The sequence below is a fragment of the Sphingomonas sp. GW821-FHT02B09 genome (assembly GCF_059421875.1).
In genome coordinates, this window is the sequence record NZ_JBWKVV010000002.1 from 692,094 (window position 1) to 709,001 (window position 16,908).

The following is a 16,908-nucleotide window of genomic DNA, read 5'->3' on the forward strand; positions in this document are numbered from 1 at the left end:
TTTTCCAGCAGAGGATTGACCGCGATGACTTCCTTCCGTGTCGGCGCGCTTGCCATCGCACTGGCGCTCACCGTCGGCGGCGCATCGGCGCAGGTGACGACGCCAGCGCCCGCGCCGGTGGCGGGCGCCAAGCCGGTGACGATCGAGCGGATCACCGTCCATGCCCCGAGCATCGAGGGCAATCTGGAAGGCGAGAGTCCCGATCGCGCGGTGCTGGTCGTATTGCCGCCGAGCTATCGCAGCAGCCCGACGCGGCGCTATCCGGTGGTCTATGCCCTCCACGGCTATTCGATCGGTGCCGAACAATGGATCGGCGAGATCCACGTGCCGCAGACGGTGGAGGGCGCCTTCGCCAAGGGCACGCGCGAAATGATCGTCGTGCTGCCCGACAGCAAGACGGTGCACAACGGCTCCTTCTATTCGAGCTCGGTGACGGTCGGCGATTTCGAGACGTTCATCGCGAAGGACCTCGTCGCCTATATCGATGGCCATTATCGCACGATCGCCGACCGGCGCAGCCGCGGGCTCGCCGGCCATTCAATGGGCGGCTACGGCACCGCGCGGATCGGGATGAAACATCCCGAGACGTTCGGCGCGCTGTACATGATGAGTCCGTGCTGCCTGTCGACCCGCGCGCTCGGCACGCCCGATGCCGCCAACGAGGCGGCGCTGCGCAGCCTGCGCTCGCCCGCCGACAGCGCCAGATTGTCCTGGGGCCTGCGCGCGCAGCTTGCCACCGCAGCGGCCTGGTCGCCCAATCCCAAGGCGCCGCCGCTGTTCCTCGACCTGCCGATCAAGGACGGCGTGCCGCAGCCCGACGTGCTGGCGCGCTGGTCGGCGAATGCGCCGCTCGCGATGCTCGACCAATATGCCGGCAATCTCCGGCGCTATGCCGCGATCGGCATCGACGTCGGCGACCGCGACGGGCTGAAGGACGACGCCGCGAAGCTTCACACCGGGCTCGACCGCTATGGCATCGCCAACAGCTTCGAAATCTATCCGGGCGACCATACCAGCGGCGTCGCCGGCCGGGTGCAGGACAAGATGCTCCCCTTCTTCTCGCGCGCTCTGGTGTTCGGCCGATGAGGCGCGGCTGGGGATTCGCGGCGGCGGCGCTGCTGGCCACGACCGCGTCGGCGCAGGTATGGCGGTCGGACCAGGGGGACGGTACGTTCCGTAACCCCGTACTCTACGCGGATTATCCCGATCCCGACGTCATCCGCGTCGGCCGCGATTATTATATGGCGAGTACGACCTTCGCCAACGTGCCGGGGATCACGATCCTGCACAGCCGCGACCTGATCAACTGGACGATCGTCTCGCATCTCGTCGACCGGTTGGAGGGGTTGCCGCAATACGACCTCGAGGGCGGCAACGCCTATCGCAAGGGGCTATACGCCTCCAGCCTGCGCTATCACGCCGGCACCTATTATCTCGCCAACACGCCGGTCGGGCAGAAGACGCGCATCTGGTACGCCAAGGACGTGCGCGGGCCGTGGCGCTATAACGAGCTGGAGCGCGAGGCGTTCGATCCCGGCCTGTTCATCGAGCCGGACGGTCGCGCCTATCTCGCCACCGCGAGCACCGCCGACGGCACGATCACGCTGCTGACGCTGGATGCGCAGCTCGCCCATGTCACCGACGCCAGGCGCATCCATTACATCAAGGGCGCGGAAGGATCGAAGATCATCCGCCGCGGCGATTATTATTATCTGTTCAACGCGCTGCCGCCGCGACTGGCGCTGAGCGTGTCACGATCGCGCAGCCTGTTCGGTCCGTGGGAGACGCGCGACCAGATCGACGACAAGAGCGGCGGCCATCAGGGCGCGCTGGTCGACCTGCCCGATGGCCGCTGGTTCGGTTTCGTGATGGAAGACAGCGGCGCGATCGGGCGGATGACCAATATGAGCCCGGTGTTCTGGCAGGACGACTGGCCGGTCTGGGGCACGCCCGCCGCACCCGGCCGCGTACCGCGCCGCGCCGCCAAGCCGATCCCCGGCGCGCGCTTCGCCGAACCGGCGACCTCCGACGATTTCGCCGCCGCGCGGCTCGGGCTGCAATGGCAGTGGAACCACAATTCCGATCCCGCGCGCTGGTCGCTGACACAGCGGCCGGGCTGGCTGCGGCTGCGGCCGACGGTGGCGACGCGCTTCTGGTCCGCGCGCAACACGCTGACCCAGAAGGGGCAGGGACCGGCGAGCCGCGGGGAGGTGAAGCTCGACATCGGTCATCTGGCGCCCGGCGACCGCTGCGGTTTCGGCACGCTCGGCCAGTATAGCGCCAATTTGACCGTGACCCGCGGGGCGGACGGCACGGCGGCGGTCACGGCGGAGGTGACGGAGGACAAGGTCGGTGGCGCAGTAACCACGACGCTGGCGACGGCGCCGCTGCCGCGCGGCGATGCGCTGTGGCTGCGCACCGACATGGACTTCACCACCGACCGCAGCCGGTTCGCCTATAGTCTCGACGGGCGGCGCTGGACGCCGCTCGGCGGTGACGCGCCGCTCGCCTTCGCGTGGCGTACGGGGACCTTCCAGGGCGAGCAGTTCGCGCTGTTCTGCTATGCCGACAAAGCGAGCGCGGGGTGGATCGACGTCGATCGCTTCACGCTGTCGCCGCTGGCGCCGGCGGGGACGGTGCGGCCGTAACGCTCGTGCCTCAAGCGTGGAGGAGATCCCGATCGCGTGCCCTGACCCTGTCGAGGGGCAGGTGAGTCTCACGGTGCTTCGACAGGCTCAGCACCAACGGATTTGGGTATACGTTGGGGGCCGTTGCGCTCACGGGAGCGCTAGAGCGACCAGCACCTACAACTGGCCAACAACGAAGGCGATTCCCCCCTACCGTTCGCCCTGAGCCTGTCGAAGGGCAGGTGGGTCTTACGGTGCTTCGACAGGCTCGGCACCGACGGGGTGGATAGACCGGCGTATCAGGCGCGTGAGGCGCGTTCAGACCGGCGTTTCGGCGGGCATCGCGCTGCGCGTGTCGCTCAGTGCGAGGTCGACGAGCACTTGCATCGCGGCGGTGGCGGCGGCGGCGTCGCGCGCGGCGATCGCGTCGTAGACGCGGGCGTGGTCGGGGATCGGATCGCGCGGCAATGCGCGGGTGCGCTGCTTGAACTGCGTCGTCCAGGCGACCGCGGCGCCGATCGACGCGCCGAGCACGACCATCGCATCGTTGCCCGTCGCGTGCAGCAGCGCGTCGTGGAAATCGCGGTCGGCGGCGCGGCCCTCCGCGGTGGCGAGCGTGTGGCGGCGCATGCCCTTCAGCGCCTCGCCCATCCGCGTCAGATCGGCACGGGTGCGGCGCTCGGCGGCGAGTGCGGCGGCGGCGGGCTCGATCACCAGCCGCAGCTCGAACAGGCTGCGGATCAGCCGCGGGTCGGGCTCGCCGGCGAAGGCCCAGGCGAGCACGTCGGGGTCGAGCAGGTTCCAGCGTTCGCGCGGCAGCACGTGCGTACCGGTTTTCGGCCGGCTCTCGACCAGTCCCTTGGCGGTGAGCACCTGCACCGCCTCGCGATAGGCGCCGCGCGAGACGTCGAGCGCCTCGGCGGCGGCGACCTCGCCGGTCAGCACGTCGCCGGGGCGATATTCGCCCGACAGGATGGCGATGCCGAGCTTGTTGGCGACCGCGCCGCGCAGTCGTCGCCCCGGCTTGCGGGTGCTCGATGCCGGGGCCGGCAAGGCGGTGATGCTGCTGTCGTCGTTGGTCGCCACTGTTCAGACAAGGCCCGGATCAAAGGGATAAGTCAATAAGCGACCTTGGTCGGGGGCGGCCGGGGTCGGGGGCGGCCCACATCACCGGGTCAATGCAGCATCGCCCCAGGCCGCCGGCTGTACCCGTCCGTCGCCGGCCCGCGCGACGAGCTCGACGATCGCGACGCCGCCGACGTTCGCCTGCAACGGCGCCGGCGGCGTGCCGAACGCCATCGGCGGCGACTTGGCGAGCAGCCGGCCATCCCCCCACACTTCGAAGGTGATCGTGCCTGCCTGACGCTCACCGGAATCGTTGACGCCGACCTGCGCGGCGAAGCGCTTGAACCCCTGGTTGCGCACTTCGAGGCGGGAATTGCCGAGCACGCCGATGCCAGTGTCGAAGTCCTTGCCGGCAATGCGCATCAGCTTGCCATATGGCGCGCGATCCGCCTCGGCGCCGCCCCAGCCGCCATATTGCGGATGATCGCCCGGGCCGCGCGTGCCGGTCCACGGCGTGATCGAATGGTGGATGGTCGGATCGGGCTGCGGCGTCACCACACCGTCGGCGGCGGGGTTCACCCGGCCGGTCTGTTCGGAGAGGTAGAGGCCGTTCGGCAGCCGGCGCGTGCCGCTGGCGCGGAACACGCGCGTCTCGTGCGGCGCCAGCGTCAGCGCCAGCTCGCCGCGGAAACGGCTGTCCTGCTTGCTCCACAGGTCGCGCAGCCGCACGTCGGCGGTCGGCAGCAGCTTGAGATGCGCGGCGGTCAGCACCGCCTTGGCGGGCAGCGCGGACCGGTTGAAGATCGCGACGCCCTTGCTGCCGTCGGCGAGCGTCTTGGCGAAGATCTGCACCTCGTCGGAATCATAGGCGAGCACCGCCTGGTTGCCCGCCGGGTCCTGGTTGAGCGCGACGAGATCGGCATTGCCGAAGATCGCGAGCTGTTCGGGAGTCAGCTTGCGCAGGTCGTAGCCGATGAACAGCGGGGCGTTGACCATTGCCCACAAGGCGAAGTGCGACCGCGCCTCGACGGTGTGGGCATTGTCGAAATCGCCGGTGCCGACGTACAGCATGTCGGGGTCGTTCCACGATCCGGGATGCGCGTAGAGCGCCCGATGCGTGACCGTGTCGAAGTTGGTGAGCATGCGCGACCACACCGGCTGGATGTCGTCGCTGGTGCGCGAGCTGTTGCCGACGTCCTTGCCCCAGGCGCGCACGTCGCCCGCGCCCCACAGGCACAGCGAGAAGACATAGTCCCGGTCGCCGGCATAGGTGCGGATCGCGGTGCCGACCTGTTCGTAGAGACGGCGCACCCCGGCGACGTCGGAGCCGCCGAGCGACTGCATGTCGACCAGCGGCGGCAACGCCCGGTACAGGCCCGAACGGACGCGCGGCGCGTCGGCGGGCAGGCCGCGGATACCGCAGGCGTCGACCTTGATGAAGTCGAAATTCCAGTCGCGGAAGTAGAGCTTCATGTCTTGGTCGACTTGGCCGTACAGGCCGACCTCGCGCTCGGCGACCGTCCCCTCGGGCTGGTTCTTGAAGTCGGGCGTGTAGATCTGGCCGCAGCTGTTGCGGCCGATGTCGGAATAGATGCCCGCCTTGAACCCCATCGCGTGCAATTTGTCGGTGAACGGGCGGAAGCTGGGATCGGCGCCGGTCGCGGCGGAGGGGAAATGATCGGTGCGGATCAGCATCCGCCCGTCGGGCTGGCGCCGCTTGAGCCACCAGCCGTCGTCGATGTTGACGTAGCGATAGCCGAGGTCGGCGAGCCTGGTGTCGCGCAGCGCCTGCGCGGAGGCGAGCACCTTTTCCTCGTCGACGTCGCTGTTGAACGCGTTCCACGAATTCCAGCCCATCGGCGGGGTCGGCGCATGGCCAGCGGCGTTGGCGCTCCAGCGGCCGGTGGCGGCGAGCGGATCGCGGTCGGCCGCCTGCGCGCCGGTGGCGAGCGCGAGCAGCGACAGGCCGGCGAGGATGGTCGGGCGGGCGATCATTTGGGCAACTCCTGCGATTGGCGCGCGGTGAAGGTGGCGGTGCTGCCGGGGGCGGTGCCGGGCTGGCCGCCGCCGACGGTGACGCGATAGCGGCCCGCGGCGACCGACCGCGCACCGTCGGGCGCGACCGAACTAAGGTCGCGCGGCGACAGGTCGAAGGTGACGGTGCGCGCCTCGCCGGGGCGCAGCGCGACGCGCTGGAAGCCGCGCAGCGCGACGCGCGGCATGCCGGGACGGTCCGGGAAGGTCAGATAAAGCTGCGCCACGTCCTCGCCCGGCCGGTCCCCCGTATTGGTCAACCGCGTGATGACGCGCAGCCCCGCCTCGGCCCCGCCCCGCGCCGGCGTGACGGTGAGCGGGCCGTAGGCGAAGCGGGTATAACTGAGGCCGTGGCCGAACGGATAGACCGGCGTGCCGGTGAAATAGCGATAGGTACGCCCCGTCATCGCATAATCGCCGAACGGCGGCAGGTCGGCGACGCTGCGGTAGAAGGTCAGCGGCAGGCGGCCCGACGGATTGGTGCGGCCGGTGATGATGTTGGCGGCGGCGAGGCCACCGGTCTCGCCGGGATACCAGGCTTCGAGCACCGCGGCGGCATTGGCCTTGGCCCAGGCGAGGTTGATCGGGCTGCCGTTCATCGCGACGAGGACGATCGGCTTGCCGGTGGCGCGCGCCTGATCGAGCATTGCCAGCTGGTCGGCGGGGAGGTCGAGCGTCGTCTTGTCGCCACCGGCGAAGCCGGGGACGGTGACGCCGGTCTCCTCCGCCTCGAGGTCGGAGGTGAGGCCGACGACCGCGACCAGCACGTCGGCATCGGCGGCGGCGCGCTTCAGCGCGGCGGCGGGGGCATCGGAGATGCGCTTCCAGACGAGATCGATGCCGCTGCCCTCGGCCTTGATCGCATAGCGGCGGCCGGCGACGAGCTTGACCGTGGTCATGCCGGCAAGGTCGTTCCAGCGCGCCTTGCGCCGGTCGGAGACGATGCGCCCGTCCAGTTCCAGCGTGCCGCCCGCGCCCGACAGGCCGACGCGATAGCTGCCGGTCTCGGCGGGGACGAGGAAGCCGGTCCAGACCGTGCGGTGCACATCCTTGACGCGGGCGAGATCGAGGTTGCGGTCGCCAACATCGGGTTCGATCCGCGTCGCCACCGGCTCGGTCTGGTATGTGACCGCGGCGACGGTCTTTTCGCGCGTGCCGGGCGCATAGAAGGCAGGAAGCGGCGTCGCCGGGTTGTAATAGCGTGCGAGCAGGCCGGGCTTGCCGTCGGGCGTCTGCAAGACGGCGGTCGGGATACGGTCGCCGTCGGTCATCGATTCGCCGAACGGCACCAGCGTCACCTGGCTCGCCCCCAACGTGGCGCGCAGGCCGTCGAGCACCGAGACCGGCGGCCCCGACAGGCCCGAGGAGTAATTGCCGCGCAGCACACGCGTCGCGTCCCCGAGCGGGCCGATCACCGCCACCTTCGTTCCGGCGCGCAACGGCAGCGCGCCATCGTTCTTGAGCAGCACCATCGAGCGTTCCGCCGCAGCGAGCGCCAGCGCGCGATGCGCCGGCGCGGCGATCGCGCTGACCGGCACCGCGGCGGGGGCGCCGGCGAGACCGGGCAGGTCGCCGTTGCGATAGCGCGCGGCGAACAGGCGGACGAGCGTGCGGTCGATGTCGCCTTCGGTGATCAGATTGCGGCGCAGCGCCTCGCGATAGCGATCCTCCAGTCCGGCGGTGTCGCCGAGCGTCGCATTGTTGCACTCGCTGTCAACGCCGGCGCGCATCGCCGCGGCGACCGCGGTGGCGCCGTCGGGGGCGTATTTGTGATTGTCGGCGATGTCCTTCACCGCGTCGCAGTCGGAGACGACATAGCCGGTGAAGCCCCAGGCGCCGCGCAGATGCTCCCTGAGCAGCAGGTCGCTGGCGCAGGCGGGCTGTCCATCGATGCGATTGTAGGCGCACATCACCGATCCCGCGCGCCCCTCGACGATCGCGGCGCGGAAGGCGGGGAGATAGGTGTCTTCCAGATCGTGCGCCGAGATGAACACGTTCGCTTCGTGGCGGGTGCCTTCGGGGCCGCTGTGGACGGCGAAATGCTTCGGCGTGGCGATCACCTGCGGCCGGTCGGGGTTGGGCCCCTGCATGCCACGGACGAAGGCGACGCCCATCGTCGCGGTGAGGAACGGATCCTCGCCGTAGGTCTCCTGCCCGCGGCCCCAGCGCGGATCGCGGAAGATGTTGATGTTGGGCGACCAGGTGTCGAGGCCGGTGCCGATATGGCCGACCCGCCCGGTCTGGCGGGCGAGCGTGTGCAGCGCGCGCACTTCGGTGCCGATCGCACCGGCGACGTCATGGACGAGCGGGGCATCGAAGGTGGCGGCGAGGCCGATCGGCTCGGGGAAGTTGGTGGTGTTGCGCGCGCCGAGCGCGCCGTGCAGCGATTCCGTCCACCAATTGTAGGCCGGGACGTTCAGCCGCGGGATCGCCGGTGCGACGTTGAGCAGTTGCGGCAGTTTCTCCGCGATCGTCATTCGCGCGACCAGCGTCGACGCCATGCGGAGCGCCGGATCGGTTTCCGTCCGCCGCTGCGGTGCGGCGGGTTCGCGCGCGAGCACCGGGGTGAGCGCGAGCGCGAGGCCCGCCGTGGCCAGGCCTGCGGCCCGCATCGTGATCGCCATCGTCATCTCCCCTTGCGGCGTTGCGTGTCGCTTATCGTGCCACCGGCACTTCGAACGTGCCGACCGGCAGCTGCGCGTCGTCGGCGAGGTTGATCGCGGGCGAGTCCGCCCAGGCGTAGCGGACCCGCGTCACCGGCTTGCCGTCGCCGGGCAGCGTGACGGTCGAACCGGCGACGCTGCCGCTGGCGTAGCGGCAGGTGCCGGGCGCCGCGTCGCACAGTTCGAAGCCGATCGCGCGATCCGAGCCGCGCGCGTGGAGCGCGCCGGTGACGCCGTCGAAACGCAACGTCACGCCGCCGCCCGCCGCGCCGCTCGCACCGGCGATGGCCGGGCCGGAGGGCGCGATACGCTCGCCATAGACTGTGGCGCGCATCACGCGCGCGAGCCGCTGGCCGACCTCGTGCTTCTCGCCGGGGTGGATGTCGAGCACGTCGCCGATGTCCATCGCCACCGCGATCCCCGCGTGCGGATCGGCGGCGGCGACGCGGCGCTGTGCATCGCGGACGAGGCCCCAGCCGCTGTCCGACGGTGCGGTTGCCGGCGTGCCGTAGGAGGAGAGCTGGACGACGCCGAACGCCGCCTGCGGGCTGGCGAAACGGCTGCGCCAGTCGGCGATCAGCGCGGCGAGGCGGCGGTCGTAGCCGGGGATGCCGGTATCGGATTCACCCTGATACCAGGCGATGCCGGCGAGCCGCATCGTGCCGAGCGGCGCGATCATCGCATTGTAGAGCGTGCCGGCGCCGTTGATGTCGTCCCACGGCACGCGCGGCGCGGCGCCGGCAAGCCGCTTGGCGACGGCATAGCGCCAGTCGCTGCCGAGCGGCTGGCTGCTGCCGTCGGCGAAGGTGATGCGCATCGTCTCCGCCGGTCCGAGCATGCCGCCATAGGCATAGACGTCGTCGTCGTTGACCGTGATGACGTTGCGCCCCGCCTTCAGCGTGCCGGCGGGCAGCGCATAGACGCGCGATTGCGAGGCGAGGCTGCTGCCGCCGACGCCGACGCCGTTGACCCAGGTGCGATCGGCGTCGTCGACCATGCCGAGCACCAGCGTCGCGGGACCGCGCGCCTGTTCGGCGGTCACCTCGATCGTGCGCTGATACCAGATCATGCCGTTGTAATCGGCGAGTGCGGGCACGCCCCACGTCTCGAACGCGGTCATCGCCGGCACCGGCTTCCAGTCGAGCGCGGCATCGGCCTGCCACGGTTCCTTGCCGCGCGCGTCGCCGGCACCGGCACGCCACCAATCCTCCCAGATCGTCGAGGCGCGGCGGTTGGCGGCGGCGGGGTCGCGGGCGTAGAGCGCGAGCAGATCAGCGGCGTCGCCCATGTCGGACGCGCGCAGCGCCGGCGCGCTCATCCACGCGCTGATCCGCGAGCCGCCCCAGCTCGAATGCACCGCGCCGATCGGCACCTTGGCGGTGCGGCGCAGCGCCTGCACCATATAGAAGCAGGCCGCCGAGAAGCTCTGCGCGGTGGCGCCGTCGGCGACGACCCAGCGCGGTGCCTGATCGAAGCGGGCGAGCGGCGCGGGGGCGGCGACCTTGGCAATCGTCAGCAGCCGCAACTGGTCGTCGAGCGGCGGGTGCGCGTCGGGGATCAGCTTCTGGGCGTCGGTGACCGCCAGCTCCATATTGCTCTGGCCCGAGCAGAGATAGACGTCGCCGACGAGGATGTCGCGGAGCACCGCCGCGCCGCTCGCCGCGGCGATGGTCAAATCGTAGGGGCCGCCGGCAGGCAGCGCCGGCAGGCGCGCCGCGAACCGGCCGTCGCGCCCCGCCTTGGCGGTGACGGTGTGGCCGGCGAGCGTGATCATCACCGTCTCGCCCGCCGCGGCATCGCCGGCGAGGTCGATCGGCTGGTCGCGCTGGATCACCGCATGATCGGACAGGACGCCGTCGAGCCGTGGCGCGGCCACCGCCGGGCTGGCGCAGGCGAGCGCGACGAGGGCGCAGGAGGCGAGAGCGATCGTCCGCATGGGCTGGGCTTTCCGGGTCAAATGGGTTGCAGACCGTGGCGGACGATCCGTTCGATCAGGTCGCGATGGCGTGGCAGGCTGGCGACCATCCGCTGCGTCTGCACCGCATTCTCGCGCCGGGCGCGGCGCGCGAGTTCGGCGTCCGCCTCGATCGTGCCCGGCAAGACGGCGCTGCGCGCACCCATGCCGTAGAGGACATATTGGTAGCTGGCGGAGGGAAAGACCTCCTCGGCGCGGTCGAATTCGTCGTGCAGCCAGGGCGATTGATGCTGCCACAGCTCCATCAGCCCGCGCAGGCGATCGGGGATCGTCTCGGGCCGGACGTTGTCGCGCCAGAAGTCGGTGTCGGTCCGCTGCGTCAGCGCATAATGCAGCTTGAGGAAATCGATGATCCGGCCCCAGCGATAGTGGGTCGTGTCGTTGAAGCGGCGCGCGACGACGTCCATCACCTCGCGGCACGGCGGCAATTGCTCGGCGATCATCTTCGCCGACAGTTCGATCAGCACGATCGCCGAGGCTTCGAGCGGTTCGAGGAAGCCCGCCGCCAGCCCGACCGCGACGCAATTGCGCTCCCAGAAGCGTGTCCGATGGCCGGCGCGGATCGAGAGCTTGCGTACCGGCAGGTCGTCGCCGGCCGGGCCGATATAGGCGCGCAGCTCGCGTTCGGCGGCGTCGACATCGATATGGCTGCTGGAGAAGACATGGCCGACGCCGCGCCGCGTCGGCAGGCCGATGTCCCAGATCCAGCCCGCCGATTGCGCGGTCGAGAGGGTGTGGCTGGCGATCGGATCGTCGGGCTGCGCATAGGGCACCTGGATCGCCAGCGCGGTGTCGCAGAACAAGGTGTCGGCGCAGCTGCGGAACGGCACGCCCATCGCCTTGCCGATCAGCAATGCGGCGAAGCCGGTGCAGTCGACGAACAGGTCGCCGTCGATCGCGATGCCCTGTTCGGTGTCGAGGCCGACGATGTCGCCGCTCTCGTCCTTGCGCACGTCGGTGACGTCGGCGCGGACGTGGCGGACGCCGAGCGTCTCGCAGCAGTGGCGCTGGAGGAAGTGCGAGAACTTGCCGGCGTCGAGGTGATAGGCGTAATTCGCCTGCCCCTCATATTCGGGCGTCGCCATCGTCTTGGGGGCGAGCCCCTCGTCGCAGATGCGGCCCTGCGGCGTGACCGTGTCGCAGAAGCTGCCGTCGCCGTCGCCCGCCAGCCAGTGCGGCGCGAGGTTCACGCTGCCGAATTGCTGCGGCAGCATCAACGGGTGGTAATAGCCGTCGTCGACCGCGCCCGTCGTCCAGCGGTTGAAGCGGGCGCCCTGTTTGAACGAGGCGTCGCACTGGCGAAAGAATTCGGTTTCGGAGACGCCCATGCGCTTGAGCGTGCTGCGCAAGGTCGGCCAGGTGCCTTCGCCGACGCCGATGATCGGCACGTTGGGCGATTCGACCAGCGTGACGGTGAAGCCATGCGGGCGCTGACCCTGATGACGTGCGGCGATCACCCCGGCGGTCAGCCACCCTGCGGTGCCGCCGCCGACGATGACGATGTTCCTGATCTGGTGCATGGCTTTGCGTGTTCGCAAAAATGACGGAGCGCAACCGGGGTCGCGCTCCGCCAGGGGGAGAGGATCAGAAGCGGTAGCGGGCGCCGACCGTGTAGCGGCGACCGTAATCGAACACGTCGAGCAGCTGGTTGGAATAGCGGCCGTGCGTGCTCTGCTGGTTGTTGTTGACGTTGAGTGCCTCACCGAAGACGCTGAAGTTCTTGGTGATGTCGTAGCTCGTCGTCAGATCGATCTGGAAGCTCTGGTTGACGAAGGTCGGCTCCGATCCGAACGAACCGGTGTTCTGGTTCTGGCCGAACTGGAGCAGATACTTGTCGCGCCAGTTGAGCGCCGTACGGAACTGGAAGCCGTTCTTGTCATAGAAACCGACGAAATTGGCGGAATTGGCAAGGCCGGTGACCGCGAAGCCGGTCTGGGTGATGTTCTTGTCGTCATACGGCCGGTTGGTGTTGACGAAGGTGGCGTTGGCCTGGAAGCCGAAGCCGGTGTCGCCGAACACCTGCTGCAGCGCCAGCTCGACGCCGCGCACGGTGGCGTCGGGGCCGTTGACCTGCTGCGACACGGCGAAGCTCGCCGCGGTGCCCGTGGTCGGATCGACCAGCCCGTTGATCCCCTGACGCGTCACGCCGCCGACGATGAAGTTGCTGACGTTCTTGAGGAAGAAGTTGACCGCCAGATAGGAGTTGCGGCGGTAGTACCATTCCATGCCGAGGTCGAAATTGTCGGCCAGATAGGGCTTCAGGTTCGGGTTGCCGCCACTCGCCGACAGCGCGCCGATCCGCTGGCCGTTGCCGACGTTGAGCACCGGGTTGAGCAGGCTGAGCGACGGACGGGTCAGCGTGCGCGACGCGTCGACGCGCAGGATCAGGTTGTTGGTCAGCTCCAACTTCGCATCGAGGCTCGGCAGCAGGTACGAATAGGAACTGGTATTGGTGACGCCCTGCACCGGGGTGTAGGTCGGGATGCTCAGCAGCGTCGGATCGGCGGTGCTGGTGACCAGCGACGTCGGCAGGCGGCCCTGGCCGGTGGCGACGAGGTTGGTGACTTCGTTGCGTACGCCGGCGTTGAACGTGAACGGCAGGCTGCCGATCTCGGTCTTGAAGTTGACGCTGAAGTACAGCGACCACGTCCGCTCGCGCACCTTGAGCACGCTGCCCGGATCGACCGCCTCGTCGAACGTGCCGGTGAAGCCGGTGACGTTGCCGTAGTTGAAGCCGGGGACGTTCTGCGCCGACGGATTGCCGAGGCTGGTCAGATAATTCTGATAGGCGACCGGGCTGAACACGAACACCGACGGCGGCAGGCTGCCCTTGAAGCCCGGAATGAAGTTGTTGAGGCTGACCGAGCCCTGGTACAGGCTGGCGGGCAGCGGCGAGATGCCCGAGGTGCCGCGCGACGGCCCGCCATAGCCGGCATAGGCCTGCCAGAAGTTGTTGGTGAACGTGCTCTGGTTGCGGAAGTCGAACGTGTCCTGATAGAATTGGCCACCGGCCTTGATCGTCAGATCGTCCTGCTTCCAGGTGGCGTTGCCGCGGAACTGGACCAGCTCGTCGGTATTGTGCTGCGTCTGGTTGACGGTGACGTGGCTGCCGATCAGCGACGTGTCGGCCCAGCCCGCCGCATTGCCCGCCGGCCCGTAGTTGCTGATCGTCGGGAAGGCGTCCTTGCTGTTGCCGCCGACGGTGAAGCGCAGGTTGTTGCTGAGCGCATTGCCGTAGCCGATGTCGCCGTTGCGGCTGCCGATCACGTCGCCCGGGTTGAGCCAGCTCTTCGCATAAGCGACGTCGCCTTCCAGCGTCAGGTTGCTCGTCGCGTCATATTTGACGTTGAGGCCGGTCTGGTTGGTCTGCAGGATCTGCTTGTTGAGCGCCGAGGTGAAGTCGGTCGGCGTGCCGGTCTGGGTGAAATCGGTCGCGGTGCCGTTCTTGTCGAGCGTGACGTTGCGCAGGTCGCCCTGGTTGAACCAGACGCCGAACGCGTAATTCTCCTGGGTGATCGTCTGACGCGAGAAATTGTTGTCGATCGTCAGCATCAGGTCGTCGGACGGATGATATTGCAGCGCGATGCGCGCATCGACGCGCTCGTCCTCGACGCGCTGCTGCTCGGCGCCATATTGCTGCGGGAACCAGCCCGGCAGATTCTGGCGGTTGGCCGGATTGGCATAAGCGGCCGAAGCGGTGTTGCTGGTCGGCGTGCAGGTGCCGGTGCTGCCCGCGAGCTGGCAGGGGGCGAAATTGCCGCCCGGCCAACCCGACACATAGACACGATTGGTATCGGTATCACGCTTGGTGTAGATCACGTCGGCGAGGACGCCGAAGGTCTCGTCGGCGTTGGTGCTGCTGACCAGCAGACCGCCGGTCGGCACGATCTTGCCCGACCGGTCCTGGATCGAGCCCGAGCCGGTCGCGGCGACGCGGAAGCCGGGGTGGTCGAACGGATTGGGGAAGGCGATGTTGACGGTCGCGCCGATCGAGCTCGACGCCAGCGACACGTCCGGCGTCTTGAGGACGCTGAGCTGGCCGATGAAGTCGACGCCGACGGTGCTGAAGTCGATCTGGCGGCCGCCGGTCGCGGTCGAGATGCGGCGGCCGTCGTACAGCGTGGTGTTGAAATCGCCGCCGAAGCCGCGGACGGTGATGCCGGTCGGCTCGCCGCGCGAGCCGGAACGCTGGATCGACACGCCGGGCAGGCGCTGCAGCGAGGCGGCGACGTTCGAATCCGGGAATTTACCGATATCCTCGGCGGAGATCACGTCGACGACGCCCGACGAGGTGCGCTTGAGATCGAGGTTGCGCTGGAGCGAACCGCGCAGGCCGACGACGACGATGTCGTCACCCGTGCCCTGCGCGCTGTTGCCCTGCGACACGTCCTGCGCGGTCGCCGCATCCTGCGGCTGGCCGGCTTCGGCAGCGCTGGTCGTGTTGGCGGTCGCCGGCACGGCGGGCTGCGGCGCGGCGGGCTGGCTGGTCGTGCTGTTCTGTAGATTGCCCTGGTCCTGGGCGAGTGCCGGTGCGGCCCAGGCGAAGGTCGCCAGGCTGGTCGCGCAGGCGAGAACATGGATCCGGCGGAAACTGCGCGCTCCGGTACGCGCACGCATGGTCGTAGGCATTTCTGACATCCCCTCTTTTTACGTCGCGCTACCCCTTCTTGCGGGGGTGCGAGCGACTGATCTGTTTCTCTGCCGATTCGGGTGCAAAGCACGCCGTCACGGCATGAACGGTAGCGCTCACAATATCGCATCGACATGGTTTTGCAAGCATTTGTAAGAGTGATGCAGACGCTTTGCATCGGTCGTCCGCTGTGCGATCTCTAGCGCTAACAATCGCAACGAGTTGGAGGGGTGGATGCCGGACTGGCAGATGTTGAACGGCGCGGATCATGCCGCGCTGCGCCTGTCGCGCAGTGCCGACGGCACCCGCCATTTCGCGCAGATCGTCGCCGACGAATTCCTCCCGGCGATGCTCCATTATCCGATCCTGTTCACCAAACATCCCGAAACGGGGGCTTTCTATGCCGGTGTCGTCATGGGGCTAGAGCCGGGGCGCAACCTGATGACGGTCGACGGCCGGTTGCCCGATTACCGGCCTGCCGATCTGGAACGGCAGGGCTTCTTCATCGCCGAGGGGCAGGTGGTGATCGATCGCGAGCATGCGGTGTTCGCGACCGGCGAGGGGCAGCCGCTGTTCGAGCCGACCGGCGAGGCGGCGCCCACGCTCAAGCGCGTGCAGCAGGCGCTGCACGTGCTCGAGCAGGGCATCGCCGCCACCGATGCGATCATCCGCCGCTTCCTCGACCACCGCCTGATCGAGCCGATCGACGTGTCGATGCAGTTCGACGACGGTCGCCACCTGCGGCTCGATGGCCTCTATACGATCAGCCTCGACGCGCTGCACGCGCTGCCCGATGCGGCGGCGCTGGCGTTGTTCCGCAGTGGCGATCTGCAACTCGCTTATGCGCAGACCGGTTCGGTGCGGCATCTGCGCACGCTCGGCCGCATCCATAACGACCGGCTCGCGACGGCGGCGCTATGATCGACGCCGCGCCGCCGGCGTCATTGGCCGATCCCGAGGCGTTCCGCCGCGACGTGATGGTCGCCGGCAGACCGGTCGTCCTGCGCGGCGCGGCGCGGCACTGGCCGATGCTGGCGGGCGGGCGCGACACCGTGATCGAGGCGCTGCTCGCCTTCGACGCCGGGCGCACGGCGGAGATGTTCGTGGGGCCGCCGGCGATCGGCGCGCGCTATCATTACGACGAGGCGCTCGCAGGGTTCAACTTCACGCGCACCACTCTGCCGTTCCGCGAGGCGCTGGCGCGCGTCCTCGACACCGCGGGCCAGCCGGACAGCCCGAGCCTCTACATGGGCTCGCTGACCTCCGAAAATTGCTTCCCTGGTATCGAGACGGTGGTGCGGTTGCCGTTCGTGCCGGCGACGGCGCGGCCGCGGATCTGGATCGGCCATGCCTCGACCGTCGCCTGCCATTACGACACGATGGACAATGTCGCCTGCGTCGCCGCGGGGCGGCGGCGGTTCACCCTGTTCCCGCCCGAGGCGATCGCCGACCTCTATGTCGGGCCGATCGACCATACGATGGCGGGGCAGCCGGTCGGGCTGGCGGTCGGCAGCATGCCGGGCGACGCAAGATTCCCGCGCTTCGATCGTATCCGCGACCGCGCGCTGGTGGTGGAACTGGAACCGGGCGACGCGCTCTACGTGCCCAAACTCTGGTGGCATCAGGTCGAGGCGATCGGCGAGGTCAACGTGCTGGTCAATTTCTGGTGGGACGGCTTCGCCGACGGTCCCGACCAGCCCTATACTGCTATGATGCTGGCGCTGATCGCGATCGCCGAGCGGCCGGCGGCGGAGCGCGCCGCCTGGCGGGCGTGGTTCGACCATTATGTCTTCCGCCCCGAAGGCCATCCGCTCGCCTTCCTGCCGCCGGCCAGGCACGGCATCCTCGACGGCCAGCCCGAAAGCCGCGGCCGCATCCGCGCGCTGGTGATGCGGCTGTTGCGCGGCGGGTGAG

General features: G+C 68.9%; 10 protein-coding genes. 4 read left to right on the top strand and 6 right to left on the bottom strand.

Features of this window, described 5'->3' with window-relative positions:
• The first annotated feature begins 24 nt into the window (after positions 1–24).
• The gene (locus tag AC07U4_RS11170; RefSeq protein WP_495195450.1) at positions 25–1,086 is read left to right on the top strand and encodes an alpha/beta hydrolase; all 1,062 of its coding nucleotides are present in this window, start codon (positions 25–27) and stop codon (positions 1,084–1,086) included.
• Entirely contained in the window at positions 1,083–2,648 is a 1,566-nt protein-coding gene (locus AC07U4_RS11175; protein ID WP_495195451.1) for a glycoside hydrolase family 43 protein, read from the top strand. The genes AC07U4_RS11170 and AC07U4_RS11175 overlap by 4 nt, the downstream gene beginning before the upstream one ends.
• Before the next feature lie 297 nt (positions 2,649–2,945).
• On the opposite strand, the gene AC07U4_RS11180 is transcribed toward AC07U4_RS11175, so the two are convergent.
• From AC07U4_RS11180 to AC07U4_RS11205, 6 genes are all read right to left on the bottom strand, one after another.
• Positions 2,946–3,713, bottom strand: coding sequence for a FadR/GntR family transcriptional regulator (locus AC07U4_RS11180; RefSeq protein ID WP_052075657.1), 768 nt, complete (start codon positions 3,711–3,713; stop codon positions 2,946–2,948).
• Between the two features lie 81 nt (positions 3,714–3,794).
• Positions 3,795–5,687, bottom strand: a complete 1,893-nt coding sequence (locus AC07U4_RS11185) for an NPCBM/NEW2 domain-containing protein (RefSeq protein WP_495195452.1) — start codon at positions 5,685–5,687, stop codon at positions 3,795–3,797.
• Positions 5,684–8,350, bottom strand: a complete 2,667-nt coding sequence (locus AC07U4_RS11190) for a glycoside hydrolase family 3 C-terminal domain-containing protein (RefSeq protein WP_495195453.1) — start codon at positions 8,348–8,350, stop codon at positions 5,684–5,686. Before AC07U4_RS11190 ends, AC07U4_RS11185 begins: the two co-directional genes overlap by 4 nt.
• Before the next feature lie 31 nt (positions 8,351–8,381).
• Positions 8,382–10,325 (bottom strand): sialate O-acetylesterase, encoded by a 1,944-nt coding sequence (locus tag AC07U4_RS11195; protein WP_495195454.1) that lies wholly within the window; start codon positions 10,323–10,325, stop codon positions 8,382–8,384.
• A 17-nt stretch (positions 10,326–10,342) separates the two neighbouring features.
• The gene (locus AC07U4_RS11200) at positions 10,343–11,884 is read right to left on the bottom strand and encodes a tryptophan halogenase family protein (protein WP_495195455.1); all 1,542 of its coding nucleotides are present in this window, start codon (positions 11,882–11,884) and stop codon (positions 10,343–10,345) included.
• A gap of 64 nt (positions 11,885–11,948) precedes the next feature.
• Positions 11,949–14,993, bottom strand: a complete 3,045-nt coding sequence (locus AC07U4_RS11205) for a TonB-dependent receptor (protein WP_495179394.1) — start codon at positions 14,991–14,993, stop codon at positions 11,949–11,951.
• Between the two features lie 235 nt (positions 14,994–15,228).
• Between AC07U4_RS11205 and AC07U4_RS11210 the strand changes: the two genes are divergently transcribed.
• Both AC07U4_RS11210 and AC07U4_RS11215 read left to right on the top strand, forming a co-directional pair.
• Positions 15,229–15,915, top strand: a complete 687-nt coding sequence (locus AC07U4_RS11210; RefSeq protein ID WP_495195456.1) for a SapC family protein — start codon at positions 15,229–15,231, stop codon at positions 15,913–15,915.
• The gene (locus AC07U4_RS11215) at positions 15,912–16,907 is read left to right on the top strand and encodes a cupin-like domain-containing protein (protein WP_495195457.1); all 996 of its coding nucleotides are present in this window, start codon (positions 15,912–15,914) and stop codon (positions 16,905–16,907) included. The genes AC07U4_RS11210 and AC07U4_RS11215 overlap by 4 nt, the downstream gene beginning before the upstream one ends.
• Position 16,908 lies beyond the last annotated feature (1 nt).